Consider the following 23,762-nt stretch of genomic DNA (forward strand, 5'->3'; position numbering starts at 1 on the left):
CACCGAAAGGTCTGTAGAAGCCGTGTCCCACTGGATCGACAACCAGAAGAACCTGATGCTGTTCTCCGGTCGCGCCCACCCCGAGCTGGGTGAGGCCGTGGCCCGCGAGCTGGGGGTCGCCCTGACCCCGACCACCGCCCGCGACTTCGCCAACGGGGAGATCTTCGTCCGGTTCGAAGAGTCCGTCCGTGGGTCGGACGCCTTCGTCCTGCAGTCCTACCCCCAGCCGCTCAACAAGGCGATCATGGAGCAGCTGATCATGATCGACGCCCTCAAGCGCGGTTCCGCCAAGCGCATCACCGCGGTCCTGCCGTTCTACCCCTACGCCCGGCAGGACAAGAAGCACCGCGGCCGCGAGCCCATCTCCGCCCGCCTCATCGCGGACCTCATGAAGACGGCCGGCGCGGACCGGCTGGTCTCGGTGGACCTCCACACCGACCAGATCCAGGGCTTTTTCGACGGTCCGGTGGACCACATGCACGCCATGCCGCTGCTCACCGACTACGTGCGGAAGAACTACGGGACCGACAACATCGTGATCGTCTCCCCTGACGCCGGACGGGTGAAGACCGCGGAAAAGTGGTCGAACATCCTTGACGGTGCTCCCCTGGCTTTCGTGCACAAGACCAGGGACATCGACGTCGCCAACAAGGTCACCTCCAACCGTGTCATCGGTGATGTCGAAGGTCGTACCTGCATCCTCATCGACGACATGATCGACACCGGCGGAACCATCGCGGGCGCTGTCGATGTCCTGCGCAAGGCAGGTGCCGCCGACGTCATCATCGCCACCACCCACGGAGTGTTCTCCGACCCGGCGCGTGAAAGGTTGAACAGCTGCGGTGCACGTGAGGTCATCACGACCGACACTCTCCCGCAGAACACCGAAGGCTGGGACAACCTCACGGTGCTCCCGATTGCGCCGCTGGTGGCCAAGACGATCCATGAGATCTTCGAGAACGGTTCGGTCACCACGCTGTTCGAGTGATACACTTTTGCGGTCTCGGCGAGGGCCGGTGGGAACACCGGCCGTAATCGGCGCGAATCCGTTCCGTCCCCCCTTCCCGGCAGTGCCCGGGAAACGGTCGGCGGGGCGGGCCGCCGCGGCAGAGTCCGCGGCTTCTGTCATGTCAGGGGCCGTCATCCTGCCGCAGCTGAGTCGACACCTGTCCGCCCGTCCCTGATGAAAACGGCGGCACCCGGCACCTGCCGGCAGTGCCCCGGAACGGAGAATCACATGGCCACTGAAATCACCACCCTGCCCGCACAGCCCCGCAATGAGTTCGGTAAGGGTGCGTCCCGCCGCCTGCGTGCCGCGGGCCGCGTGCCGGGCGTCATCTACGCCTCCCACCAGGAGCCGGTCCACGTCAGCCTCGACCGTCTCGAGCTGACCGCCGCTGTGCGCCGGCACGGGTCCAACGCCCTGCTTTCCGTCGATGTCGAGGGTGACGACCACCTCGTCCTGATCAAGACCATCGACCAGAACGTCCTGACCCTGAACATCGACCACATCGACCTTCTCGCAGTGAACCGCAACGAGACCGTCGACGTCGACGTCCCGGTCGTCCTCGTCGGCGACGCCACCCCCGGTGTCGAGGTCATGCACGACGCTGACACCATCTCCGTCTCCGCGAACGTGCTGTCCATCCCCGAGGAGCTCACCGTCTCCGTCGAGGGCAGGGAGATCGGCGACCAGATCCTGGCCGGCGACATCGCCCTGCCGGAGGGCGTCACCCTCGTGTCCGAGGCTGACGTGCTCGTGGTCAACTTCGTCGCCCCCGAGGACAACGAGGCCGAGGCTGACGCCGAGGCCGGCACCGAGCCCGCCGCCGAGGACGCCGAGGCAGAGGCCCCCGCCGAGGACGCAGAGTAGTCACACTCCCCTCCCCTCCCGGGCATTCCCCGGGAATCCGCCACCCCTCATGTCACCGCACACCCCGTGCACCGACCTGAGGGGTGGCTCATATCCTCGGGCGGGGTCGTGCCAAGATAGTGCCCGTGAACACCAACGGAGCCTCCCCACTGCTGGTCGTGGGTCTCGGGAACCCGGGCGCCGAGTACGAGGGCACCCGGCACAACATCGGCGCGGCGGTCCTCGGGGAACTGGGTGGCCACTTCAGCGTGAACAAGAAGGTGAATGCCCGGGTCGCCGAGATCCGGGTCGGTGACCGGAAGGTCATCCTCGCCAGGCCGCGCAGCTTCATGAACCTCTCCGGTGGCCCGGTGAAGGCCCTGGCCGGGTACTTCAAGGTGACGCCGGCGCACATCGTCGTGGTGCACGACGAGCTCGACCTCGACCTCGGCGCCGTGAAGCTGAAGAAGGGCGGCGGGCTCAACGGACACAACGGGCTCAAGGACATCGCGAAATCCCTGGGGACGCAGGACTTCGTGCGCATCCAGGTGGGCATCGGGCGTCCGCCGGGACGCATGGCCCCCGCGTCCTTCGTCCTCAAGCGGTTCTCGAAGGCAGAACAGGCAGAGGTGCCGATCATCTGCGCGGACGCCGCGGACCTCGTCACCGGTCTCGCCGCCGGGACGGTGACGGCATGAGCATCCGGGCGGTCATCAGCCGCGTCCTCCGCCGGTCCGTGCCGGAGAAGCCGAAGAAGGAGTCCGTGTGGGACGCGTTGCCCGCCGCACAGTGGCTGGTCATCGGACTGGGCAACCCCGGGGCGACGTACACGGCCACCCGGCACAACATCGGTTACCGGGTCGTCGATGAGCTGATGCGCCGGTACGGTGAGCACTTCATCGGCGTCCCCGGTGTGCGGGCGAAGGTGGCACGCACCGGGGTCGACGAGCATGGCGTCCTGCTGGTGCGGTCCACGACCTTCATGAACGAGTCCGGCCTGGCCGTCGCTCCGCTCGCGACGTCCTACGCGATCCCGGCGGACCACGTCATCGCGATCCATGACGAGCTCGACCTGCCCGCCGGCAAGGTGAAGATCAAGATCGGAGGCAACGAGAACGGGCACAACGGGCTCAGGTCGATCTCGGAGCAGCTCGGCACTCGCGACTATGTGCGGGTCCGGGTCGGCATCGGACGTCCTGACCCGGGACAGAATGTGGTGGAGCACGTGCTCAGCGCCCCGTCCCAGGGCTCACTGACCGGGGAGCTCCTGGAAGACGCCGTGCGCACCGCCGCCGACGCCGTGGAGATCATCGCGCGACGGGGCGTGCCCGCCGCCCAAAACGAGATCCACGGTCGGTAGAGTCCGGGGCATGACCTCAGTCTCCCCGCGTTCCTTCCGTAACGACCCCCACGGTTTCCTCCCGCAGGCCCTCGCCGGCTTCGTCGCGTCCCACCCGGACGCGGTCTGGAACCCCGCGGGCTACATTTCCCGTCGTACACCGGTGGTCGACGTCAATGGGAGGCCCGCCGTCGCCGTGATCTCCGGCGGCGGGTCCGGCCACGAGCCCATGCACGCCGGCTTCCTCGGTGCAGGCATGCTCGCCGCGGCGGTCCCCGGTCTCATGTTCACCTCACCGAACGCGGTGCAGGTCACCGAAGCCACCCGCGCCGCCGACGCCGGCCGGGGCGTGGTGCACGTCGTGAAGAACTACACCGGCGACGTCATCAACTTCCGCGTCGCCCGGCAAGGGCTGCCGGAGGTGGAGACCCGGGAGGTCATCGTCGCCGACGATGTCGCCACCACCTCAGACTCCGGCCCGGGACGCCGCGGCACCGGTGCGACCATTCTCATCGAGAAGATCGCCGGGGCGTCCGCGTACCGGGGCGATGACGTCGACGAGGTCACCCGGCTCGCCCGCGTCGCCGCGGAAAACTCACGCTCCATGGCCGCCGCCCTGACGCCCGGCCACCTGCCGACCTCCGGCCGGTACACCTTCGACCTCGGTGAAGGAGAGATGGAGGTGGGCGTCGGTATCCACGGCGAGGCCGGGGTGGAGCGCACCGGGGTGACCTCCGCCCACGAGACCGTCGCCCGGCTGGCCGGCGCGGTCGTCGACGACCTCGGGCTAGGTGAAGGTGACCGTGTCCTCTGCCTGGTCAACGGCCTGGGCGCGACGACGAACCTGGAGCTGGACCTGGTCTTCGACGAGGTGCTGCGCCACCTCGCCGACCGTAGAATCTCCGTGGCCCGCAGTATCGTCGGCAGCTACGTCACCTCGGTGAACATGGCCGGTGTCTCGGTCACCCTCACCCGTCTCGACGACGCCGACGGCGACACCCTGGTGGAGCTGATGGACGCCCCGACCGCCGCACCCGCCTGGCCGGTGACCCTCGGGGTGGACCCGACGCCGGCGGACGCCACCATGGTCGTCCCCGAGGATGTGCCGGGCACCGCGGACTCCGCGGTCAACCAGTGGCTGACCGACTTCGTCGCCGGCGTGACAGCGGCCGTCGACGACCTCACCGAGCTGGACCGACTCGCCGGTGACGGTGACTTCGGCACCAACATGGAGGCCGCTTTCGGCGACCTGCCGACCCCGGTGAAGGGCACCGACGGGGAGGTCCTCGCCGCCCTCGGCAGCCGACTGTTCATCCGCGCGGGCGGCACCTCCGGCGCGGTCTTCGGCACCATGTTCCGTGAGATGGCGACGACGGCCGCCCAGGGCGCCTCGGCCACGGCCGCCCAGGGCGCCTCGGCCGCGCTGACCGCCGGGGAGCTCGCCGAGGCCCTCACCCGTGCCGCGGACGCCGTCACTGAACTCGGCGGTGCGAAGCCCGGTGACCGGACGATGGTGGACGCCCTCGTCCCCGCCGCCGAGGCCGCCCGTGCCGTCGCTGCCGCCGACCCGGACGCCGCCCCTGACCTGGCCGCGGTGCACACCGCCGCCATCGCCGGGGCCCGGTCGACCGCGAAGATCACCGCGTCGAAGGGCCGGGCGTCCTACCTGGGTGAGCGTGCCCGGGGCGTCATCGATCCCGGCGCGCTCGTCGTCGCGTGGCTCTTCGGCGGCGCCGGAAAGATGGACTGAGCCGTGGGACGGAAGTCCGCCAAGGCCTCCGGCCCTGTCGCCGGCGAGTACGAGGGTGCCTCGGGGCCGTTGACCCTGGAGCCGGACCCGTACACCGCCGACGGCTGGGTGATCTACGTCAACGGTGTGCCCAGCTCCCACATCGTGATCGGCGAACCACGTGAGCTGGCGTTCGAGTACATGCGGTGGATCGCCTCGGCGGTGCAGGCGCAGGTCGCGGCGGTGCCACTGGACCCGGCGTCCCTGCGGGTCACCCACCTCGGAGGTGGGGCGTGCACCATGGCCCGCTACGTCGCCGACGTGTACCCGGACTCACGGAACACCGTGGTAGAGCTCGACGGGAAGCTCGCGGAGTTGGTGCGCGAGCAGTTCGACATCCCACGCGCCCCACGGGTGAAGATCCGGGTGGGGGACGCCCGCACCGTCGCCGCGTCCTTCACCCCGGCCAGCCGCGACGTGGTCATCCGGGACGTCTTCGCCGGTGCGGTGACACCGGAGACCTTCACGACGGTGGAGTTCTTCACCGACTGCCGCCGTGGACTGGCCTCCGACGGACTCTACGTCGCAAACTGCGGTGACCACTCCGACCTGCGGGGGGCGAAGGCGGAACTGGCGGGGATGGCGGAAGTGTGGCGTCACCTCGCGGTCATCGCCGATCCGCCGATGCTCAAGGGCCGCCGCTACGGCAACATCATCCTGCTGGGCTCCGACGTGGCGATCGCTGAGCCTCCGGTGCGCGAACTGCTCGGCGGCGGGGTGCCCGCCCAGTTCAGGGGTGACGCCTGGGTGCGGCGGTTCATGTCGGGGGCGACGCCGCGGCGCGGCTGAGGGACCCGACGATGACAGATCACCGCTGCCCGATCAGCGGTGTCCCGCCGCGTCACGCCTGAGGCAGTGTCTTCAACCACGCCCTGAGCCGGCGTCTGGCATTGGCGTACGGGGAGGACGTGTTCAATGAGATCATCCGCCCCATGGTCCACTTTCCGTACCAGGGCTCACCGTAGAGATCTTCATCCTGGAACCCCTCGATCAGAGACAGAATCCTGTCCTTGACCTCACGGAACTCAACACGGAGATCCTCCCAGGAAACACTCGCGCGCTCGGCGTAGAACCGCTGAGCCAGTGCCCCCAGGTCATTCCAGGCAATACCTGCGGCAGGGAACTGGTCCGGCAGTCCCGCTGCCCGGCGCCGGTGCCAGGTCAACACCTGCTCATTCCACCCGATGAGGTACGCCAGCAGGTCCGCCGGGCTCATCAACGTATCCTTCACATGCCCCGGAAGGACCTTCTCCCGGGCCAGCTCGGAGGGAACCCGGTCAAGGTCCCTGTCAAGTAGATCGAAGGTCCTGTCGACCGCGGCAAGAAGCTCGACTTTCGTTGCTGGTACGGCCATGACTCCGAGCCTACCGCCCCTCCGGTGCGGTGAGATGGGCGGACCACACGCCCACGGGTAGCATGTACCCCCGTGTCTGATACTGCCGCCTCCGCCAGTCCCGTCCCCGTCCTCACTGAGGCGCACCGCCGCCGCACGTTCGCCGTCATCGCCCACCCGGACGCCGGTAAGTCGACTCTGACCGAGGCACTGGCACTCCACGCCCACGTCATCAACGAGGCCGGGGCGGTCCACGGCAAGGCCGGGCGCAAGGCGACCGTCTCGGACTGGATGGAGATGGAGAAGGACCGCGGGATCTCCGTGGCGTCCTCCGCACTGCAGTTCGAGTACGCCCCCGAAGGCCACTCGGGTGCCCCCTATGTCATCAACCTTGTCGACACCCCCGGTCACGCCGACTTCTCCGAGGACACCTACCGGGTCCTCACCGCCGTGGACGCCGCGGTGATGCTCATCGACGGTGCCAAGGGACTGGAACCGCAGACCCTGAAGCTCTTCCGGGTGTGCAAGGCCCGCGGTCTGCCGATCATCACCGTGGTCAACAAGTGGGACCGACCGGGAAAGGAGCCGCTCGAACTCGTCGACGAGATCGTCACGGAGATCGGCCTGCAGCCCACCCCCCTGTACTGGCCGGTCGGCGAGGCCGGCGACTTCCGTGGACTGGCGAAACTGTCCGACGAGGGCGAGCCGGTCGAGTACATCCACTTCCTGCGCACGGCAGGCGGGTCGTCGATCGCCCCGGAGGAGCACTACTCCCCCGATGAGGCCCTGGAGCGCGAGGACGGCACCTGGGCGACCGCCGCCGAGGAGGCGGAGCTGCTCGCCGCCGACGGCGCGGTCCACGACCGGGAGCTCTTCCTCGACTGCACGACCTCCCCGCTGATCTTCGCCTCGGCGATGCTGAACTTCGGTGTCCACCAGATCCTCGACACCCTCTGTGCCCTGGCCCCCTCCCCCGGGCCGCGTGCCTCGGATCCTGAGGTCGTGGAAGCTGCGTCGGGCGCATCCGCCGGCATCGTCGACAAGGTCCGGCAGGTCACCGACCCGTTCGCGGGGGTCGTCTTCAAGGTGCAGGCGGGTATGGACACCCACCACCGGGACAAGCTCGCCTTCATGCGCATCGTCTCCGGACGTTTCGAGCGGGGCATGCAGGTCACCCACGCCCAGTCCGGGCGTTCCTTCTCCACCAAGTACGCACTGACCGTCTTCGGCCGGGACCGCAGCACCGTCGAGGACGCCTACCCCGGCGACATCGTCGGTCTCGTCAACGCCGGTTCCCTCGCCCCCGGTGACACGGTCTATTCCGGGCGACGGGTGCAGTTCCCCCCGATGCCGCAGTTCGCCCCGGAGTACTTCCGCACCCTGCGCGCGAAGTCCCTGGGCAAGTACAAGCAGTTCCGCAAGGCCCTGGACCAGCTGGACTCCGAGGGCGTCGTGCAGATCCTGCGCAACGACGCCAGAGGCGACGCCAACCCGGTGATGGCGGCGGTCGGCCCGATGCAGTTCGAGGTGATGCAGGCCCGGATGCTCACCGAGTACAACGTGGAGACGGTGACCGAGGCGGTCCCCTACCAGGTCGCCAGGCGTACAGACGCCGCCAGTGCACCGGAGCTGGGACGTCAGCGGGGCGTCGAGATCTTCACACGGTCCGACGGGGAGCTCATCGCCCTGTTCGGTGACCGGTGGAAGCTCGCCTTCGTCGAGAAGGAGCACCCTGACCTTACGATGGATCCGCTGGTCGCGGACTGATCCCGGCGTCCTTTCCCGGCCCGGCCCAGTGTGCGGTGACGGCTGCCGTGTCCGTCACCACCCCGGCCCGGTGGCCGGTCCACTGCAGGGCGAGTTCGTGTTCCCTCCGGGAGAAGTCCCCCAGGGCATCGGCGACGAGGAAGGGCTGGATCCCGGCCATGAATGACTCGACCGCGGTGACCGAGCATCCTATGGACGCGTAGACGCCGGTGATGACGAGCTGGTCCCGACCCAGTTCAGCCAGCTGGTCGGCGAAGTCCGTGTAGGCGTAGGCCGAGTACCTCCACTTCGTGAGGACCCGGTCGCCGTCCTCCGGCGTGAGTTCGTCGATGATCCGCGCGCCCTCCGGACTGCCGGTCAGACCGGGGCCCCAGTAGTCGTTGAGCAGGCCCCGTTTCTCCGGCGGCTGGTCGGCCGGCTGGGCGGTGTAGAACACCGGGACGCCGCACCGCCGTGCCTGCTCCGCCAGGGTGACGGTGTTGGGCACCAGACTGGTCAGCGGCTGCGTGGACGGGTCGAACGGCCGGAGGAAATGCCGTTGCATGTCGTGGACGAGCAAGGCACAGCGACCAGGGTCGGGGGTCCAGTCGACGACCGGGTCGGGCAGGTCCGTGGGGAGAGGGTAGGAGATCAGCCCGGGAAGATCAGTGGCCACCGGCGTCCTCCCCTGTCCCGGCGGTACCTGCGGTTCGGGCTGTACCGGTGATGGTGGACGCCTGCGGTGCCTCCGGCTCCGCCGGGAGGACGCCGAGACCCTCCAGAACCGTACGCAGTTTCGCCCCGGTCTCGGTGTACTCGGAGTCCGGGTCGGAGCCCTCGACGATTCCGGCGCCGGCCCATGCGGTGACCCGGTTGCCGGTGAACTCCGCGGAACGGATCGACACGACCCAGTCGCCGTCACCGCGGGCGTCGCACCAGCCGGCGGTTCCCGCGAAGTACCCGCGTCCCACAGGTTCGAGTTCCCGGATCCGGTCGACCGCGGGACCGGTGGGCACTCCGCCGACCGCCGGGGTGGGGTGGAGCAGGCGGGCGAGGGAGAGTGCGTCAGTGCCGTCTCCGGCAAGTTTCCCGGTGATCCGTGTCCCCAGGTGCCACATTTTGTCGGTGGCCAGCAGCTCCGGGTGGCGTGGGACATCGAGCCGGGTGCACAGGGGTGCCAGGACCGAGGCGATCATGTCGACGACATAGGCGTGTTCGGTGTGGTCCTTCGACGACCGGGTGAGGCTCTCAGCGCGGCGCCGGTCCTCGTCCGGGTCGGGGCTGCGCGGCACCGATCCCGCCAACGGGTGGCTGACGATTCTGTCCCCCCTCCTGGAAACCAGGAGTTCCGGGCTCGCCCCGAGGAACGCCCGGTCGCCGGACGTCGGGTCAAGGGGGACGGAGAAGACCCAGGCGCTGCGGTTGCGGGAGGACAGCCGGCGCAGCAGGGACTCCCAGTCAGGGACCCGGTCCAGTTCCGCCCGCACACTGCGGGCGAGGACTACTTTGCGGAGGTCGCCGTCGGATTCCAGAGATTTCAGCAGGGTACGCACCCCTGCGGTGAAGAAGTCCCCGCGGCCGGTGTCGACCGTGGTCGCGTGCACTCCGGACGCGGTCCGGTCGCCGGCGGCCCCGGCGGTGAGGCTCCCGGGGGTCAGAGGGACACCGGCGGTGTAGAGGCGTTCGGGTGTTCCGTCGCGGTGGTCGAAGGGCAGTGCCCCGACCACGTCGAGGCCGGGTTCCCAGTCGTCCACGGGTGTGAGGTCCCGGGCCTGCACGCTGATGCCGGAGACACCTCGGCGGAAAGTGAAGTCTGCCCGGTGTGCGGCCGGCAGTTGTGCCGCCGGCAGTTGTGTGTCTGTGAGGGTCCCGCCCGGTCCGGACGTGTGGTGACCGGCTGTGTGGGGGTCAGGCCCGGTGAGGTCGGACCTGCTGTTGTCAGGCATGGAGAGTAGCGCCTCCGTCAACGTAGATTTCCTGCAGGATGACGTGCCTGGCCTGTGGGGAGGAGAGGAACACGACGACCTCCGCGACGTCGGCGGGGCTGGCGATCCTTCCCAGGGGTATTCCCAGCCGGGCGGTGGACAGGTCGCCGGCGAGTACCCGCCGGCGTCCTGCCCCGGGGTCGTCGCCCCAGTAGTCCCGTTGCATGGCGGTGTCGGTGGAACCGGGGTTGACCACGTTGCAGCGTATCCCCGCCCCTGCGACCTCGAGACCGAGACTGCGGGTGAGAGAGGACGCCGCGGCCTTGGATGCCGCGTACACGCCCATTCCGTGGCGGGGCACTCCCGCGGCATTGGAGGCGATGACCGTCACGGCACGGTCGGCATGATCGGCACGGTCGGCATGATCGGCACGGTCAGCCGGGTCGGAGCCCGGCGCCGTCCTGTCCGTTGCACCGTCCTGGGCGAGCATCGTCCCGGCCGCTTCCCTCACCACGAGGAAAGTGCCCCGGGCGTTCACGGCGAAGACTCTGTCGAAGTCGTCCACCGGGGTGTCGGTGACCGTGGCACCGGAGCCGAGCACGCCGGCGGCGTGGATGACCCGGGTGAGCGGACCTCGGCGTCCTGCCTCGCAGAAGAGATCCTTCACCGAGGATTCCCGGGACACATCGCACACCACCCCGGTGACTACGGTGTCGTGTTCCTCCGGGCCGGGAGAAGTGGTGCCGGCCAGGGATTCGACAACTGCAGCCAGTGCTGCAGGGTCGCGGTCGGACAGGACCAGGACAGAGGGACGGTCAGGTCGGGTCAGGAGCAGGCGGGCCACGGCGGCACCCATGCCGCCGGCAGCGCCGGTTATGACAGCAACATCATTCACGGGAGGCTAGGCTAACTTACCGGTGGGGGCCCGACCAACCCCCGTGAACGATCTCACAGGAAATGTCCCGCACCGAGGACCATCAGCATCACCGCGGCGGTGAGTCCTGCGCGACGGGCCACGACGCCACTGTTCTCCCGCATCCCGGCGAAGATCTCGCCGATCCGCGACTGTGGTCTGAGTCTGACGTAGCCGACGGCGCAGGCGGTGAGGAACGGGAGGCTCAGCGCCACGGCAGCGTAGACCACCATGCCGAAGTAACGGGTCGACGTACTGAAGTCCCCGGCGCTCATGACGAGAATCCCGGCGAAGAACGGTCCGGAGGTCGCCGACTGGACCAGACCGAGGACGACCCCTGTCAGCAGGGTCGCCGGGGACGGGGTGCGCAGAGGCCCGAGAAATCTGGACACCAGTGCTGAACTGCCGTCACTGCCTGCGCTGCCGCCGCTGCGCAAGGCCATCATGCCCACGAACCAGCCGGTGAGGACCAGCAGAATGCCGAAGAGCGGGGAATCGACGAAAGTGCCGACGGCGTCGCCGATACCGTCGAAGACAAGGAGACTGAGCAGTGCCAGTGCCAGCACCCCGAGCCAGTCGCCGAAGACAAGTAGGGTGGCGACACGCGCATAGGTTCCCCGCCGTCCGCCTGCCGACGAGGTGGGCAGCATCACACCGACCGCCACAATCACACCGATCAACAGGACATTGAGGGTGTCTACGAGGGCGTAGGACATGACGTGCAGCACGTCCGACAGCCTACATGGGTCGTTCAGGGACAGACCGGGGTGACCGATCCGTCCCGCAGTCCCGCCCGAAACATGCAGCCAATGTGCAATGTTGCACATGCAGTGCAATAATCGCCGCCATGGCTAAACTCCTCTACCGGATCGGACGATCCGCATACACCTACAGGTGGCGGTTCATCGCCGTCTGGCTGCTCGTGCTCATCGGAGCCGGCACAGCGGCCGCGACGATGATGAAACCGACAACCATGACCTTCACCATCCCCGGGCTCGAATCGGTTCAGACCCAGGAAGAGATGTCCGACCTCTTCCCGTCTGAAGGTGACTCCATGGAGGCACCCACCGGCACCATTGTCGTCCGTGCCCCGGAGGGGGAGACTCTCTCCGACCCCGCACCGGCTGCCGATCTCGACAAGCTGATCTCTGAGCTGAAGGCCCAGGATTCGCTCGTCGACCGGGACGCGATCGTAAGCCCGGTTGCTGCAGCTGCCGGTATGGAGCAGCAGGTCACCGCAGCCAAGGCAGGACAGGGCCTGTCGCCCGAGCAGATCAGCTCGGACTTCCAGGCACTCTCCCCGCTCAGCGAGGACGGACGCACCGGCACCTTCACGGTGACCTTCGACGCAGCCACCTCGACTGATGTCCCCGCCGAGGAGGTTTCCAAGGTCACCGACATTCTCGAGAATGCCTCGACAGACAACCTCGAGGTCTCCTACAACGGCAACGTCTTCCAGATGACCGAGATCGGTGCCACAGCAGAGCTGGTCGGCCTCGCAGTCGCGGCAATCGTCCTGATCATCACCTTCGGTTCCTTCGTGGCCGCCGGGCTCCCGCTCATCACCGCGGTGGTGGGAGTGGGCACCGGCATCATGCTGGTGTTCGCGGCGACATCACTGACCGACTCGATCAACAACATCACCCCGACCCTGGCCTCCATGATCGGGCTGGCCGTGGGTATCGACTACGCTCTGTTCATTGTCTCGAGGTACCGCAACGAACTTGTGGCATTCGCGGGGGGCAACAATCTCACCCCCAAGGAGCTGGCGGAGGTGGTGCGGAAGACCTCCCACCGGCAGCGGGCGCACCTGGCGGGGCTCGCCGTGGGCAAGGCGGGGTCGGCAGTGTGCTTCGCCGGCCTGACCGTGATCATCGCCCTGGCGGCACTCTCCATCATCAACATCCCCTTCCTCACCGCCATGGCCCTGGCTGCTGCCCTGACAGTGTTCATCGCCGTCACTGTTGCGGTCACCCTCCTCCCCGCCATCCTGGGCGCATTCGGAACCAAAGCCTTCGCCGGAAAGGTTCCGGTGGTCAAGGCGCCGGATCCCGAGGACGACAAGCCGACCATGGGTCTGAGGTGGGTCCGGCAGATCCGGAAGCGCCCGGTCGTCTTCTCGCTGAGCTCGATCCTTCTTCTCGTGGTCCTCGCCATTCCTGCACTGGGACTGCAGCTGGCGATGCCCACCGACGATTCTGCGAAGCTCGGCAGTCCCCAGCGCACAGCGGCTGAATGGATCAACGAGGGCTTCGGCCCCGGCCGTAACGCCCCCATGATCGCCGTGGTGAAGGCCGATGACCCGCAGCAGGCACAGCAGGCTTTCGGCACCGCTGTCGCCGACATCAGTGCAGTGGAAGGCGTGTCCAACGCCCAGATCACCCAGGTGAACGAGGCCGGTACCGCCGCCCAGGTCCTCATCACGCCCACCACCGGTGCCACCGACGAGGCGACGAACAGCACGCTCCAGGCCATCCGTGACGCCGAAGCCTCCTTCGCCGACAGCACCGGTGGCAGCTACGCAGTCACCGGCGTGACCCCGATCTTCGAGGACATCTCCGACCGGCTCTCCGATGTCCTCGTCCCGTATGTGGCCATCGTCGTGGTTCTGGCGTTCGTCCTGCTGATGATCGTCTTCCGGTCTCTCTGGGTGCCGCTCATCGCCGCACTCGGTTTCGCACTGTCCGTCGCCGCCACCTTCGGAGTGACCGTCGCAGTCTGGCAGTGGGGCTGGCTCGGCATCACCGACGATCCGCAGGCGATCATCTCCTTCCTGCCCATCATGCTCATCGGTATCGTCTTCGGCCTTGCGATGGACTACCAGGTCTTCCTCGTCACCCGGATGCGGGAGGGGTATGTCCACGGCAAGACCGCCGGTAACGCGGTCTCCAACGGTTTCAAGCACGGGGCCCGTGTCGTCACTGCTGCGGCGCTGATCATGATTTCGGTGTTCGCCGCCTTCATTCTCATGGACGAGCCGTTCATCGCGGTGATGGGCTCGGCCCTGGCCATCGCTGTTCTCATCGACGCTTTCGTGGTCAGGATGACCATCGTCCCGGCGGTACTGTTCCTTCTCGGCGATCGTGCATGGTCCCTGCCCGGTTGGCTGGACCGCATCATTCCGAAGGTGGATGTCGAGGGCGAGGTTCTCACCGGCATGAAAAACGTCGGGTCCGACAGTGAGGACGCCGACGGCCACGGTGGCAGCGACGGCAGCGACGGCAGCGACGAGGCGGGGAAGGTCCGTGCCTGACTGTGTGGACAGGGCCGACCACGTCGACCCCGGGGACCGGTCACATACGGTCACGAACACCAGCTGTCCTTCACTGAGAGCCAGGAAGAAGGAGGAGACCCGCAGGGCCCTTTCCCGGGCGGCCGCCGAACTCCTCCTCACGGAGGGCAGTGAAGGAATGACCGTTGCGGCGGTCGCACGCCGTGCCGGAGTGTCCCCCCGGACTTTCCACAACTACTTCGCGCGCCGCGAGGACGCCCTGTTCGACTTCATCGCGGACACCCTCCACAGCTGGAGTGACCAGGTGGAGGCCGCTCCGGCAGACGAAACTCCCCTCGAGGTGATGTACAGGCTCGTCTCCGGGAAGATGGTCGACGGCGGCGACGGGGACCCGGTCAACGATCCGGGGAACCTGTTCAACCTCATGTCCATCGGCGACCACCTCAGCTACGTCTCGGGACCACAGGACAAGGAACGGGTACTCAGACTGCTCGACGGGATCGTCAGTGCGATGTACCGGCGTCGTGACCACGGCCTGTCCTGGGACGCCATGACCCTGCTGATCGTGTCCAGTCTGGCGTCCGCAGCCATCGCGGTGGAGGCCACCCGGCACCGACCGGACCAGGACTGCAGGTCAGGTCCAACCGGCACCGACTGTGGAGGCCACGGCCCGGCACGCAGCGCCGCGGAGATCCTCGACGAGTGCTTCCACATGCTCCGCGACGGCTTCGGCAGGTGACATCCGGCAGGCCTGGGGCGGTCTCCGGAGGAACTCCGCCCGCCCCGGGGTGCGCCGCTATACGCCGACCACCGCCGACACCACCAGTACAGCGCTGACCCCGGTCAGCACCACCAGTGTGAGCAGGGCAAGCATCCGTCCGGCACGCGTGGCGACATTGAAGGTCCAGTTCCAGCCGTCACCGGAGCTGAGCATCACGGACTCGCTGCCGGGTGCCTCCAGGAACAGCAGCCACTTCCTCCGCCTGCCGTCCGGAAGCGGGAATCTGCCGGTGACGGCACGGTCGATCCTGTCCACGGCGAGCAGCAGGTACACCGTGGACGCCACAATCCCCAGGATTCCCGCCACTGCCGTCAATCCCCCCGCTCCGTGACCCCCCGGCAGGATCAGGTATCCCCCTGCCGCCGTCACGGTAGCAGCCAGGCTCAGCAGAACGAAGTAACGCCCGACCACGGGCGCCGTCTCCTTCGCCCCGTGCCAGATGTTCAGGGCTTCCGTGGTGGTCCCCGCACCACCGGGCTCGAAGACATTCCCCGAGCGCATCCAGAGGATCGACGAGGCGACCGCCAGACCGAGCAGCAGAACCACCGGCACCGTGAACAGCTGTGCCAGTACCGTGACGGGTGACTTCGGCTGCCAGGTGTCGGCGTCTCCGGCGAGGTTCCAGTGGGTGGGCAGATGGTCGGGAAGCGAATTCCATGTGGCCCACAGCAACAGTGCGGCCACCGTGGGAGGCAGCAGAACCAGCAGGTACAGGCGACCGGGTACAGACACGGGAGGGCGGCCTCCGGGCGTGACCTCCTCCTCCGGCACCTCTGGAACTGTGGATTCCTCTTCCATGATTCACAGGGTACCCGGGTGGCAGTTTCCTCCTGAGCGGAAACTGCGACGGGGGTTGCGCCGCGGTGTAATCTCTGCCGTGTAAGCATTCTCAGGGCGGGGTGGAAGTCCCCACCGGCGGTGAAAGCCCGCGAGCGCCACCTCCACCAGGTGGGTCCAGCAGATCCGGTGTGATTCCGGAGCCGACGGTCACAGTCCGGACGGGAGAGAAAGGCTGGACACCTCATGTCCGGATCAGTACTCACATCACTTCTTGACGCCCAGTTGACGATCGGCGACACCGCCATCCTCTGGCGCGAGATCATCGGCAACGGTTTCGGCATCGCCTCCGCAGTCGGCGGCATGCGCCGGGTCGTCTGGGCCTGGCCGGTCGGCATGGTCGGCAACATCCTTCTGTTCACCGTCTTCCTCGGCGGCGTCTTCCACACCCCCCAGGACCTGGACCTCTACGGTCAGGCCGGCCGTCAGGTCATGTTCCTCATCGTCAGCACCTACGGATGGTGGCAGTGGTCCCGCGCCCGGAGGGCAGGCGTCAGGGAACCTGCCCGGACCGACCCGTCCCGCTCGATCGTGACAGAACCCGCGGACAACTACGAAGCGGTCCAGCCGCACTGGGCCTCCGCCAGGGAACGGTTGTTCATGGTCGTCGTCGCCGTCGTGGGTACCTGCGGATTCGCCTGGGTCTTCTCTTCTCTGGGGTCCTGGGGTCCGTGGTCGGACGCCTGGATCTTCACCGGCTCACTGCTGGCGACGCTCGGCATGGCCCGCGGGTGGACAGAGTTCTGGCTGATCTGGATAGCCGTCGACATTGTCGGCGTCCCCCTGCTGTTCTCCGCCGGCTACTACCCCAGTGCCGTCCTATACATCGTCTACGCCGCCTTTGTCATCTGGGGTTTCGCCGTCTGGCTGAAGGTCCAGAGATCCGCGCAGCCCGACCCCGCCCGGACAGGGCGGACGGGGACGACAGTCGGCGCCTCTTCGTAGACCGGCACCGACAGACCGGCACCGACAGACCGACACCGACAGACCGGCCCCTCCCCTCCCCGCGTCCCGGCTTGCTACCCCCGGCCACGGGCACTGACCTGCCGGGAAACGCTTTCGTGTACTGGATATGTACGGCAGACTACCGTAGGGTGCATGGAGAAGAATGACCGGTAAACGGTCAGTTCAGGAGTTCACCGCGGTACCACCCCCGGTCGGACCGTGACGTGGAGGAGGACGCACCGCAGTGACGACCATGAGGAACACCGACGCGGCCCCGGGGAGAAAACTCTCCGGGGCGTCCCCCACTGCGACGGTCGACGTGACCACGGCACGCGGGGAAGCGGCGGACCTGTCCTCACCGGTGACCTCCACGGTCCGGCTCACCGGTCTTCCGGTGCGGATCCTCAACTACCTCGTGCAGCCCCGCTGGTGGGTCGAGATCGTGGTGATCTACGGCATCTACCTCGTGTACTCCCTGATCCGCAACGGGGTCCACGACGTGGAGGCGGCCGCGTTCGCCAACGGTGCCCGTATTCTCGCCGTCGAGGACAAGCTCGGACTGGCATGGGAACGGGGGCTCAACGCTTTCGTCGACAGTGCCCCGTCAGTGGCTGCAGTGTCTGCCGTGGTCTACGCGTCCCTCCACTTCGTGGTGACACCCGGAACACTCGTGTGGCTGTACATGCGCCACCAGAACCGGTACCGCTTCGCCAGCACCGTCATCGTGCTGACGACCTGTCTGGCACTGATCGGGTTCTACCTCCTGCCCACCGCCCCGCCACGAATGTATTCCGGGGAAGGCTTCGTGGACATCATGGCCAAGACAGGCTCCTGGGGCTGGTGGCCCGAGTCCGGCACCCCCGCCTCCGACGCCATCTCCAACCAGTTCGCCGCCATGCCGTCACTGCACTGTGCGTGGGCAGCTTTCTGCGGGATAGCGGTCGTGCTCTACACCGGAAACCACATGGCCCGGATCCTCGGCGTCCTCTATCCTCTGCTCACCTTCTTCGTGGTGATGGGAACAGCGAACCACTACCTCCTGGACGTCGTCGGCGGGCTCGTCACTCTCGCCCTCGCCTACTGCCTGGCCTGGCTGCTGCGCCGCGCGTGGCGCGGATATCTGGCCCGCCACCTAGACGGCCGGATCGTCGACCAGCTGACCACCCGGGGCGCGGCCTGAGCCGTATGTCCTGACGGGGAGTCCCGCAGTTCCCGTCCTCTGCGCCGGCCTTCTGAGAGCCGGCTCTCCGTGTGCGGCAGAGATGTCAGCGGGAGGCGGAACGCTTACGCGCCCGGTCAAGGGCATCCTCGATTTCCGCACGGTCGGCGTCGGTGATCCCCGCGACATCCGCCGGTGTGAAAACGGCGTCACGGGTCTTGTCGACCAGCACAGCCCGCACCCCTTCAGCGAAATTCGGCCGGGACCTTGCCCAACATCCCACAGAGAACTCCGCGTCCAGAGCCTCACGCAGCGTGTGCCGGGAAGAGTGGTCCAGCAGTCTCGCCGTCGCCTCGAGAGACAGCGGATTCGCCGGTTCCAGCAGCTTGCGGGTCAGCTCCGCCGTCTGCCCGTCCGCCGCTTGTATCCGGGAGTCACTGGCGGCCCACCCGCCGTCGGGAACCACCAGGTCCCGGATGTCCCCCTCCATCTCCCGGAGCCGGGAGGAGGGCAGGTTCCGGCCCTGCACCGTCTCCACTGCGACGGCACGGTCCACCCCGTCGGTGAACAGGCGGGTGGTGAAGGCGTCCACGTCGGCGACCAGGCCGGTGGCCAGCCCGGTCCACAGCAGGTCTCCGGGTGTCAGCCGGTAGGCCGTCACGGCCAGCCACAGTCCCAGCGACCGTGTGGGCTGCTGCGGTGCCTCCAGGGCCGGAAGATGAGTGAACACGTGGGAGATGCCGACGTCCGTGACGAACCCGATCGCGGCCTCCGGCATCGATGCCCACGCCCTGTCGGTGATGATGCGGTGGGACGCGTGAAGGGACAGTCCCAGACCTCCTCCCATGGTGAGCCCGTCAACGAGGGAAACAACCGGCTTCGGGAACGTCGCGATCCGGTGGTTCAGGTCGTACTCCGCGGTGAAGAAGGAGTCTCCGCCCGCACTGTCTCCGGCAAGGTCGCTGTCACGTACGGACCGGACGTCTCCCCCCGCACAGAAGGCCTTCGGTGATGAAGAGCGGATGAGCACCTGACGGACGGTGTCATCGGCGGCGAAGGTGTCGAGCGCTGCGGCGACTGCACCGACCATTCCGCGGTTCAGCGCGTTGAGAGCTTTCGGCCGGTCGAGAGTGACGACCCCTGTGCGCCCGGGGCCGCTGCCTGTGACTCCTGCAGTGACCCCCACGGATTCGCCGTCGGACGGTGAGGCGGCAGAGGGTGCGGCCGAGGGAGAGAGGGGCGGTTTCTGTGCCGGTTTCTGTGCCGGTTTCTGTGCCGGTGACTGTGCCGGTGACTTGGGGTCCATGTGTCCATGGTGACACAACGACCCGCCGGCACGAAGGGAAACTCGGCGCCCTACTTCGATTCGCAAAAATAGTGTCACACATCACCCTCTATTTGCTAGAGTGAATCTCATCACCTTTCGGGGTGGGTTCTCCACTCCGCCGCCACTCTGCCGAAGGACCACTGAAATGGCCACGCCGACCTCCTCCCCAGTCCCTTCCCCCGCCTATCCCTCATCTTCCCCTCCCGAAACGACCCCCGGAGAGACCTTCCTTCCCTCCGGTAACCCGACCGGCAGGAATCCCTCAGGTACGGCACCGTCAGATCCTTCCCCCGCCGGTAGCGGACATGCTTCCGTCACCCCCACCCTCGCCGTCACTGAACCCACCACGGTCACCGTGGACCCGGACATCCGCTCCGTGGGGCACATGCTCCGACGCCGGGTCAGTCTCACCCCGGACCGGCGGGCATTCAGCTTCCCGACCGACGGCGACGGATGGGACCACGTCACCTGGGAACAGCTGGGTGTGCGCGCGGCAGAGGTGGCAGCCGGACTCGTCTCCCTGGGAGTGAACCCCGGCGACAGGGTCGCCGTCGCGGCCACCACACGCTTCGAGTGGGTGCTGGCCAACTACGGCATCATGGACGCCGCGGCCACCACCGTCACCGTCTACCCGACCACCATCGCCGACGACGTCCGGTTCATACTCGGCGACTCCGGTACCCGGGTCGTCTTCGTGGAAGACGCCGAACAGCTGGCCAAAATCACCGGCCTGCTGGGCGAGCTGCCCGCCCTGACCCACGTCGTCATGCTCACCGGTGACCGCCCGTCCGGCGCCGACCCCGGTCTGGTCCTCACCTTCGCCGAACTTCGTCACCGTGGTGTCACCGCCCTGAGGGACACCCCCTCCCTCGTCGACGACCGGGTGGACGCCACCGGTCCGGAAGACCTGGCGACCCTGATCTACACCTCCGGGACGACCGGACGGCCCAAAGGGGTGCGGCTGCCCCACCGTGTGTGGATCTTCGAGGCCTTCTCCGCGGAGGCCACCGCCAGGGACTCCGGCCAGCCGCTGCTCACCATCGACGACAGACAGTTCCTCTGGCTTCCACTGGCCCATGTCATGGGCACCCTGTTCATGGTCCTTCCCCTCCACTTCGGCTTCGAGACCGCCGTGGACGGCAGGATCGAGAAGATCGTCGAGAATCTTCCGGCCGTACGGCCCACGTTCATGGCCTCCGCACCCCGCGTGTACGAGAAGGTCCACAACGGGGTCGAACAGATGATGGCCGCCCGCGGCGGCCTCACCGAGAAGCTCTACCGCTGGGCACTGAAGAACTGCGGGGAGGTGTTCGAGGCCGACCACGGGGCGGGCACGGCCGGTGCGCTGACCCGACTGCAGGCCAGGATCGGTGACCGTCTGGTGATGTCGAAGATCCGTGAGAGGTTCGGCGGCCGCGCCCGCTGGTTCATCTCCGGGTCAGCTGCCCTCAATCCTGAGGTGAGCCGCTGGTTCGGTGCCGTCGGCGTCCCCGTACTGGAAGGTTACGGTCTGACCGAGACGGGTGCGGGCAGCTGTCTGACCCTGCCCTCCAGCTACCGCAGCGGCTATGTCGGCCGACCGCTCAACGGAATGCAGGCAGCCGTCGCCGAGGACGGGGAGATCCTGCTCCGCGGACCGGGGATCATGGACGGGTACCACGACAATCCTGTGGCAGACGCCGAAGCGTTCACCCCCGACGGGTGGTTCAGGACAGGCGACATCGGTGAGATCGACGCCGACGACAGGGTCCGCATCACCGACCGGAAGAAAGAGCTGTTCAAGACCTCGAACGGCAAGTACGTCGCCCCCGGCCTCATCGAGTCGACTTTCAAGGGCCTGTGCCCGGTGGTCAGCCAGTTCGTGGTCATCGGCAACGGCCGCAAGTACGTCAGTGCCCTGGTCACCCTCGACGAGGACGCCGTGACCGCCTGGGCCGCCCGAGCCGGAGTATCCGGCGACTACCGTGACATCGTCTCCTCACCGCAGGCACAGGGCCTGGTCCAGGGCTACGTCGACGAACTCAACGAGGGACTCAACCGGTGGGAACAGATCAAGACCTTCACCATCCTCCCCCGGGATCTGACGGTCGGACACCAGGAGATCACCCCGTCACTGAAGCTGCGGAGGAAGGTCGTCGTCGAGCATTTCGCCCGGGAGATCGAGGCGATGTACCCGCCCAACTGATCGTCCGCCGGGCGGGTCAGCCGGCAGGGTGAACGGTCAGGAGCAGACACACCGAGGCGGGCACCCGCCCCCGGATCACTTCTTCCGGGAGCTCCCTTTACCGGCCTTCCCGGACTTTCCGGGCTTTCCCGCCTTTTTTGAGGCGACCTTGTCCTTCTCCAGGTCACCGGCGACGTCAGGGACGTACCGGAACTCCGTCCTCGGCGGACGCTGGTAGTGGGAGTCCCCCTCGGGCCGGGACGGGATCGTGGGCGGGTTGTTCTCCACCTTCTCCCACGGGATCGAGGTGAGGATGTGGTTGATGACGTTGATCCTCGACCTCTTCTTGTCCTCGCTCTCCACCGTGTACCAGGGGGCTGTGGCGGTGTCGGTGTGCGCGAACATCTCGTCCTTGGCCCGGGAGTAGTCCTCCCACCTGGTGATGGACTGGAGGTCCATCGGTGAGAGCTTCCACTGCCGCAGCGGGTCCTCACGGCGGGAGGTGAACCGCCGGATCTGCTCGTCGTCAGAGACCGAGAACCAGTACTTTCGCAGCATGATCCCGTCCTCGACGAGCAGTCGCTCGAACACCGGAGCCTGGTGGAGGAAACGACGGTACTGCTGTGTCGTGCAGAAGCCCATCACCCGCTCCACTCCGGCACGGTTGTACCAGGACCGGTCGAAGATGACGATCTCTCCGGCAGTGGGGAGCTTCTCGATGTAACGCTGGAAGTACCACTGCCCCTGCTCCCGGGAGGTGGGGGTGGGCAGAGCCTCCACCCGGCAGTACCTGGGATTGAGGTACTGGGTGATCCGCTTGATGGCCGAGCCCTTGCCCGCGGCGTCCCTCCCCTCCATGATGATGACGACACGGCTGCCGGTTTCCCGGACCCACTGCTGCATCTCGACGAGCTGGGCCTGGAGCTCGACGAGCCGCTTCTCGTAGGCCGCCTTGTCCAGTTTCGGGGGCGCGGTGATCTCTTCGCTGTTCGAGGACATGTCGGGGAGTCTACCGCGACGCCCGCCCCGCCTCCCCCCGTTCCACGGGTACAGGACCCGGCCTCCCCGGTCTGCGGGTGGAGGTTCCCGTTCCCGCACCGACCCCGGGAAAAGGTCGACGGACGGCGGCCGAGGTAACGGCTGTGTGAAATGTCGCCGGAGTCCCGCCCCTGTTCTTGCGGGCCGTTCCTGCTGCCCATAGCCTGTTGCGTATAACAGATCAGGTTGCATCATACGCAACACTCCGTCATGAGGAGAGCCCGTGCAGCATTTCGACGTCATCATCCTGGGAACCGGCTCCATGGGAGGGGCCGCAGCCAACGCACTCGCCGGACGCGGTGCCCGGGTTCTGGGTCTGGAAGCCTACGAACCCGGCCACGACCAGGGCTCCGCCCACGGAGGCACCCGCATCATCCGCCAGTCCTACTTCGAGAGCCCCGACTACGTACCCCTGCTGCGACGCTCCTACGAGCTCTTCCGGGAGCTCGAGGAAGAGTCCGGCCGCAGCCTCATGCAGCTGTGCGGCGGCATCTACATCGGTGACCCCGCCAGCATCACCTTCTCCGGCTCGAAGATCGCCGCCGAACAGCACGGACTCGACCACGAGATTCTCACCGCCGACCAGATCCGCGCCCGTTTCCCCACCATGGACCCCGCCGACGACGCCCTCGGACTCTACGAGGCCAACGCAGGTTACGTCCGCCCGGAGGAGACCACCATCGCCAACGCCGAGGTCGCGGCCGGCAAAGGTGCCACCCTCCACTTCCATGAGAAGGTGACCTCATGGACCACCACCCCCGGTGGAGGAGTGGAGGTCACCACCGACACCGCCACCTACGGGGCCGACCGCCTCATCGTCTCCCCTGGCGCGTGGGCACCGGTAATGCTTCCGGAACTCCGGCTGCCCCTGCAGATAGACCGCATGATCTTCTACTGGTTCTCCCCGCAGACCACCCCCGCAGTCCCGTTCTCCGCGTGGAGCGAGGAGAACCACCCCGTCTACATCGAGGAGACCCACGGCAACGGACAGATCTACGGATTCCCCGCCACAGACGGCCCCGACGGAGGGTTCAAACTCGGGTTCTTCCGCCGGGGAACTCCCACCACCGCCGACACCATCGACCGCACCGTGTACGACTCCGAGATCAGCGACATGCGCGACCGTGCACTCCAGCTGTTCCCCGGGCTCACCGGGCCCCTGGTCCAGGCAAAGACCTGCCTGTACTCGGTGACCCCGGACGAGCACTTCATCGTCGGACCGCACCCGGACCATCCCCAGGTCATCCTCGCCTGCGGCTTCAGCGGACACGGGTTCAAGTTCGTGCCGGTCATCGGCGAGATTCTCACCGACCTCACACTCGACGGGACAACCCGGCACGAGATCTCACTGTTCGATCCCGGGAGGTTCCGGCCGTGATACT

Annotated in this window: 21 protein-coding genes and 1 riboswitch; of the genes, 13 read left to right on the forward strand and 8 right to left on the reverse strand. The window is 67.3% G+C overall.

Going from position 1 to position 23,762, the window contains the following annotated elements:
- Positions 1–22 precede the first annotated feature (22 nt).
- The 6 genes from BN3906_RS01900 (at position 23) to BN3906_RS01925 (ending at position 5,769) form a co-directional block, all read left to right on the forward strand.
- Positions 23–988, forward strand: coding sequence for a ribose-phosphate diphosphokinase (locus tag BN3906_RS01900; protein ID WP_078057033.1), 966 nt, complete (start codon positions 23–25; stop codon positions 986–988).
- Between the two features lie 249 nt (positions 989–1,237).
- On the forward strand, positions 1,238–1,873 hold the full coding sequence (locus BN3906_RS01905; RefSeq protein ID WP_066583434.1) for a 50S ribosomal protein L25/general stress protein Ctc: 636 nt from the start codon (positions 1,238–1,240) through the stop codon (positions 1,871–1,873).
- 116 nt (positions 1,874–1,989) lie between these two features.
- A complete protein-coding gene (pth, locus tag BN3906_RS01910) occupies positions 1,990–2,550 on the forward strand; it encodes an aminoacyl-tRNA hydrolase (protein ID WP_110482453.1) in 561 nt (186 codons plus the stop codon).
- Positions 2,547–3,212 (forward strand): aminoacyl-tRNA hydrolase, encoded by a 666-nt coding sequence (gene pth, locus BN3906_RS01915; RefSeq protein WP_078057034.1) that lies wholly within the window; start codon positions 2,547–2,549, stop codon positions 3,210–3,212. The genes pth (BN3906_RS01910) and pth (BN3906_RS01915) overlap by 4 nt, the downstream gene beginning before the upstream one ends.
- 10 nt (positions 3,213–3,222) lie before the next feature.
- Positions 3,223–4,941, forward strand: coding sequence for a dihydroxyacetone kinase family protein (locus BN3906_RS01920; RefSeq protein WP_066583440.1), 1,719 nt, complete (start codon positions 3,223–3,225; stop codon positions 4,939–4,941).
- A gap of 3 nt (positions 4,942–4,944) precedes the next feature.
- Entirely contained in the window at positions 4,945–5,769 is an 825-nt protein-coding gene (locus BN3906_RS01925; RefSeq protein ID WP_066583443.1) for a spermidine synthase, read from the forward strand.
- Between the two features lie 52 nt (positions 5,770–5,821).
- Here the strand turns inward: BN3906_RS01925 and BN3906_RS01930 are convergent, their stop codons facing one another.
- On the reverse strand, positions 5,822–6,334 hold the full coding sequence (locus tag BN3906_RS01930) for a ClbS/DfsB family four-helix bundle protein (protein ID WP_066583445.1): 513 nt from the start codon (positions 6,332–6,334) through the stop codon (positions 5,822–5,824).
- 72 nt (positions 6,335–6,406) lie between these two features.
- Between BN3906_RS01930 and BN3906_RS01935 the strand changes: the two genes are divergently transcribed.
- Positions 6,407–8,080: a peptide chain release factor 3 gene (locus BN3906_RS01935; RefSeq protein WP_066583447.1), complete on the forward strand. Its 1,674-nt coding sequence runs from the start codon at positions 6,407–6,409 to the stop codon at positions 8,078–8,080.
- Here BN3906_RS01935 and BN3906_RS01940 read toward each other — a convergent pair.
- Genes BN3906_RS01940 through BN3906_RS01955 form a run of 4 tightly spaced genes read right to left on the reverse strand, consistent with a single transcriptional unit; the run spans position 8,052 to position 11,625 of the window.
- On the reverse strand, positions 8,052–8,735 hold the full coding sequence (locus BN3906_RS01940) for an isochorismatase family protein (RefSeq protein WP_066583449.1): 684 nt from the start codon (positions 8,733–8,735) through the stop codon (positions 8,052–8,054). The two genes, BN3906_RS01935 and BN3906_RS01940, sit on opposite strands and share 29 nt — an antisense overlap.
- Entirely contained in the window at positions 8,725–10,005 is a 1,281-nt protein-coding gene (locus tag BN3906_RS01945) for an isochorismate synthase (RefSeq protein ID WP_066583451.1), read from the reverse strand. Before BN3906_RS01945 ends, BN3906_RS01940 begins: the two co-directional genes overlap by 11 nt.
- Positions 9,998–10,879, reverse strand: a complete 882-nt coding sequence (locus tag BN3906_RS01950) for an SDR family oxidoreductase (RefSeq protein ID WP_078057035.1) — start codon at positions 10,877–10,879, stop codon at positions 9,998–10,000. Before BN3906_RS01950 ends, BN3906_RS01945 begins: the two co-directional genes overlap by 8 nt.
- 53 nt (positions 10,880–10,932) lie before the next feature.
- Positions 10,933–11,625, reverse strand: a complete 693-nt coding sequence (locus tag BN3906_RS01955; RefSeq protein ID WP_066583454.1) for a hypothetical protein — start codon at positions 11,623–11,625, stop codon at positions 10,933–10,935.
- 119 nt (positions 11,626–11,744) lie between these two features.
- Here BN3906_RS01955 and BN3906_RS01960 point away from each other — a divergent pair, with 119 nt between their 5' ends.
- Both BN3906_RS01960 and BN3906_RS01965 read left to right on the forward strand, forming a co-directional pair.
- Complete coding sequence (locus BN3906_RS01960) at positions 11,745–14,150, forward strand: MMPL family transporter (protein WP_066583458.1); 2,406 nt, start codon at positions 11,745–11,747, stop codon at positions 14,148–14,150.
- Complete coding sequence (locus BN3906_RS01965) at positions 14,143–14,868, forward strand: TetR/AcrR family transcriptional regulator (protein WP_110481171.1); 726 nt, start codon at positions 14,143–14,145, stop codon at positions 14,866–14,868. The genes BN3906_RS01960 and BN3906_RS01965 overlap by 8 nt, the downstream gene beginning before the upstream one ends.
- A gap of 57 nt (positions 14,869–14,925) precedes the next feature.
- Here the strand turns inward: BN3906_RS01965 and BN3906_RS01970 are convergent, their stop codons facing one another.
- Positions 14,926–15,708, reverse strand: a complete 783-nt coding sequence (locus BN3906_RS01970; protein ID WP_066583461.1) for a DUF1648 domain-containing protein — start codon at positions 15,706–15,708, stop codon at positions 14,926–14,928.
- Between the two features lie 83 nt (positions 15,709–15,791).
- Positions 15,792–15,924, forward strand: a riboswitch (FMN riboswitch).
- Positions 15,925–15,933: 9 nt separating this feature from the next.
- Between BN3906_RS01970 and BN3906_RS01975 the strand changes: the two genes are divergently transcribed.
- A complete protein-coding gene (locus BN3906_RS01975; RefSeq protein WP_066583463.1) occupies positions 15,934–16,692 on the forward strand; it encodes a nicotinamide mononucleotide transporter family protein in 759 nt (252 codons plus the stop codon).
- A 253-nt stretch (positions 16,693–16,945) separates the two neighbouring features.
- Positions 16,946–17,872 carry a phosphatase PAP2 family protein gene (locus BN3906_RS01980; protein WP_078057199.1) on the forward strand — a complete coding sequence of 309 codons (927 nt, stop codon included), beginning with the start codon at positions 16,946–16,948 and terminating at the stop codon, positions 17,870–17,872.
- A gap of 85 nt (positions 17,873–17,957) precedes the next feature.
- Here BN3906_RS01980 and BN3906_RS01985 read toward each other — a convergent pair whose 3' ends face one another.
- On the reverse strand, positions 17,958–19,037 hold the full coding sequence (locus BN3906_RS01985) for a 3-hydroxyisobutyryl-CoA hydrolase (RefSeq protein WP_066585816.1): 1,080 nt from the start codon (positions 19,035–19,037) through the stop codon (positions 17,958–17,960).
- Between the two features lie 286 nt (positions 19,038–19,323).
- Between BN3906_RS01985 and BN3906_RS01990 the strand changes: the two genes are divergently transcribed.
- Positions 19,324–21,363 carry an AMP-dependent synthetase/ligase gene (locus tag BN3906_RS01990; protein WP_261796804.1) on the forward strand — a complete coding sequence of 680 codons (2,040 nt, stop codon included), beginning with the start codon at positions 19,324–19,326 and terminating at the stop codon, positions 21,361–21,363.
- A gap of 75 nt (positions 21,364–21,438) precedes the next feature.
- Here the strand turns inward: BN3906_RS01990 and ppk2 are convergent, their stop codons facing one another.
- Positions 21,439–22,341 carry a polyphosphate kinase 2 gene (gene ppk2 / locus BN3906_RS01995; RefSeq protein ID WP_066583466.1) on the reverse strand — a complete coding sequence of 301 codons (903 nt, stop codon included), beginning with the start codon at positions 22,339–22,341 and terminating at the stop codon, positions 21,439–21,441.
- A 262-nt stretch (positions 22,342–22,603) separates the two neighbouring features.
- Between ppk2 and solA the strand changes: the two genes are divergently transcribed.
- Complete coding sequence (gene solA / locus BN3906_RS02000; RefSeq protein WP_078057037.1) at positions 22,604–23,758, forward strand: N-methyl-L-tryptophan oxidase; 1,155 nt, start codon at positions 22,604–22,606, stop codon at positions 23,756–23,758.
- Positions 23,759–23,762 lie beyond the last annotated feature (4 nt).

Source organism: Corynebacterium provencense (assembly GCA_900049755.1).
GTDB classification, from domain to species: Bacteria; Actinomycetota; Actinomycetes; order Mycobacteriales; family Mycobacteriaceae; genus Corynebacterium; species Corynebacterium neomassiliense.

Excerpts from the sequence above, each read along its gene's own strand:
- BN3906_RS01905 (WP_066583434.1), top strand. The coding sequence starts at position 1,238 with ATGGCCACTGAAATCACCACCCTGCCCGCACAGCCCCGCAATGAGTTC.
- pth (WP_078057034.1), top strand. The coding sequence starts at position 2,547 with ATGAGCATCCGGGCGGTCATCAGCCGCGTCCTCCGCCGGTCCGTGCCG.
- BN3906_RS01920 (WP_066583440.1), top strand. The coding sequence starts at position 3,223 with ATGACCTCAGTCTCCCCGCGTTCCTTCCGTAACGACCCCCACGGTTTC.
- BN3906_RS01930 (WP_066583445.1), bottom strand. The coding sequence starts at position 6,334 with ATGGCCGTACCAGCAACGAAAGTCGAGCTTCTTGCCGCGGTCGACAGG.
- BN3906_RS01945 (WP_066583451.1), bottom strand. The coding sequence starts at position 10,005 with ATGCCTGACAACAGCAGGTCCGACCTCACCGGGCCTGACCCCCACACA.
- BN3906_RS01960 (WP_066583458.1), top strand. The coding sequence starts at position 11,745 with ATGGCTAAACTCCTCTACCGGATCGGACGATCCGCATACACCTACAGG.
- BN3906_RS01970 (WP_066583461.1), bottom strand. The coding sequence starts at position 15,708 with ATGGAAGAGGAATCCACAGTTCCAGAGGTGCCGGAGGAGGAGGTCACG.
- BN3906_RS01975 (WP_066583463.1), top strand. The coding sequence starts at position 15,934 with ATGTCCGGATCAGTACTCACATCACTTCTTGACGCCCAGTTGACGATC.
- BN3906_RS01980 (WP_078057199.1), top strand. The coding sequence starts at position 16,946 with ATGAGGAACACCGACGCGGCCCCGGGGAGAAAACTCTCCGGGGCGTCC.
- BN3906_RS01990 (WP_261796804.1), top strand. The coding sequence starts at position 19,324 with ATGGCCACGCCGACCTCCTCCCCAGTCCCTTCCCCCGCCTATCCCTCA.
- ppk2 (WP_066583466.1), bottom strand. The coding sequence starts at position 22,341 with ATGTCCTCGAACAGCGAAGAGATCACCGCGCCCCCGAAACTGGACAAG.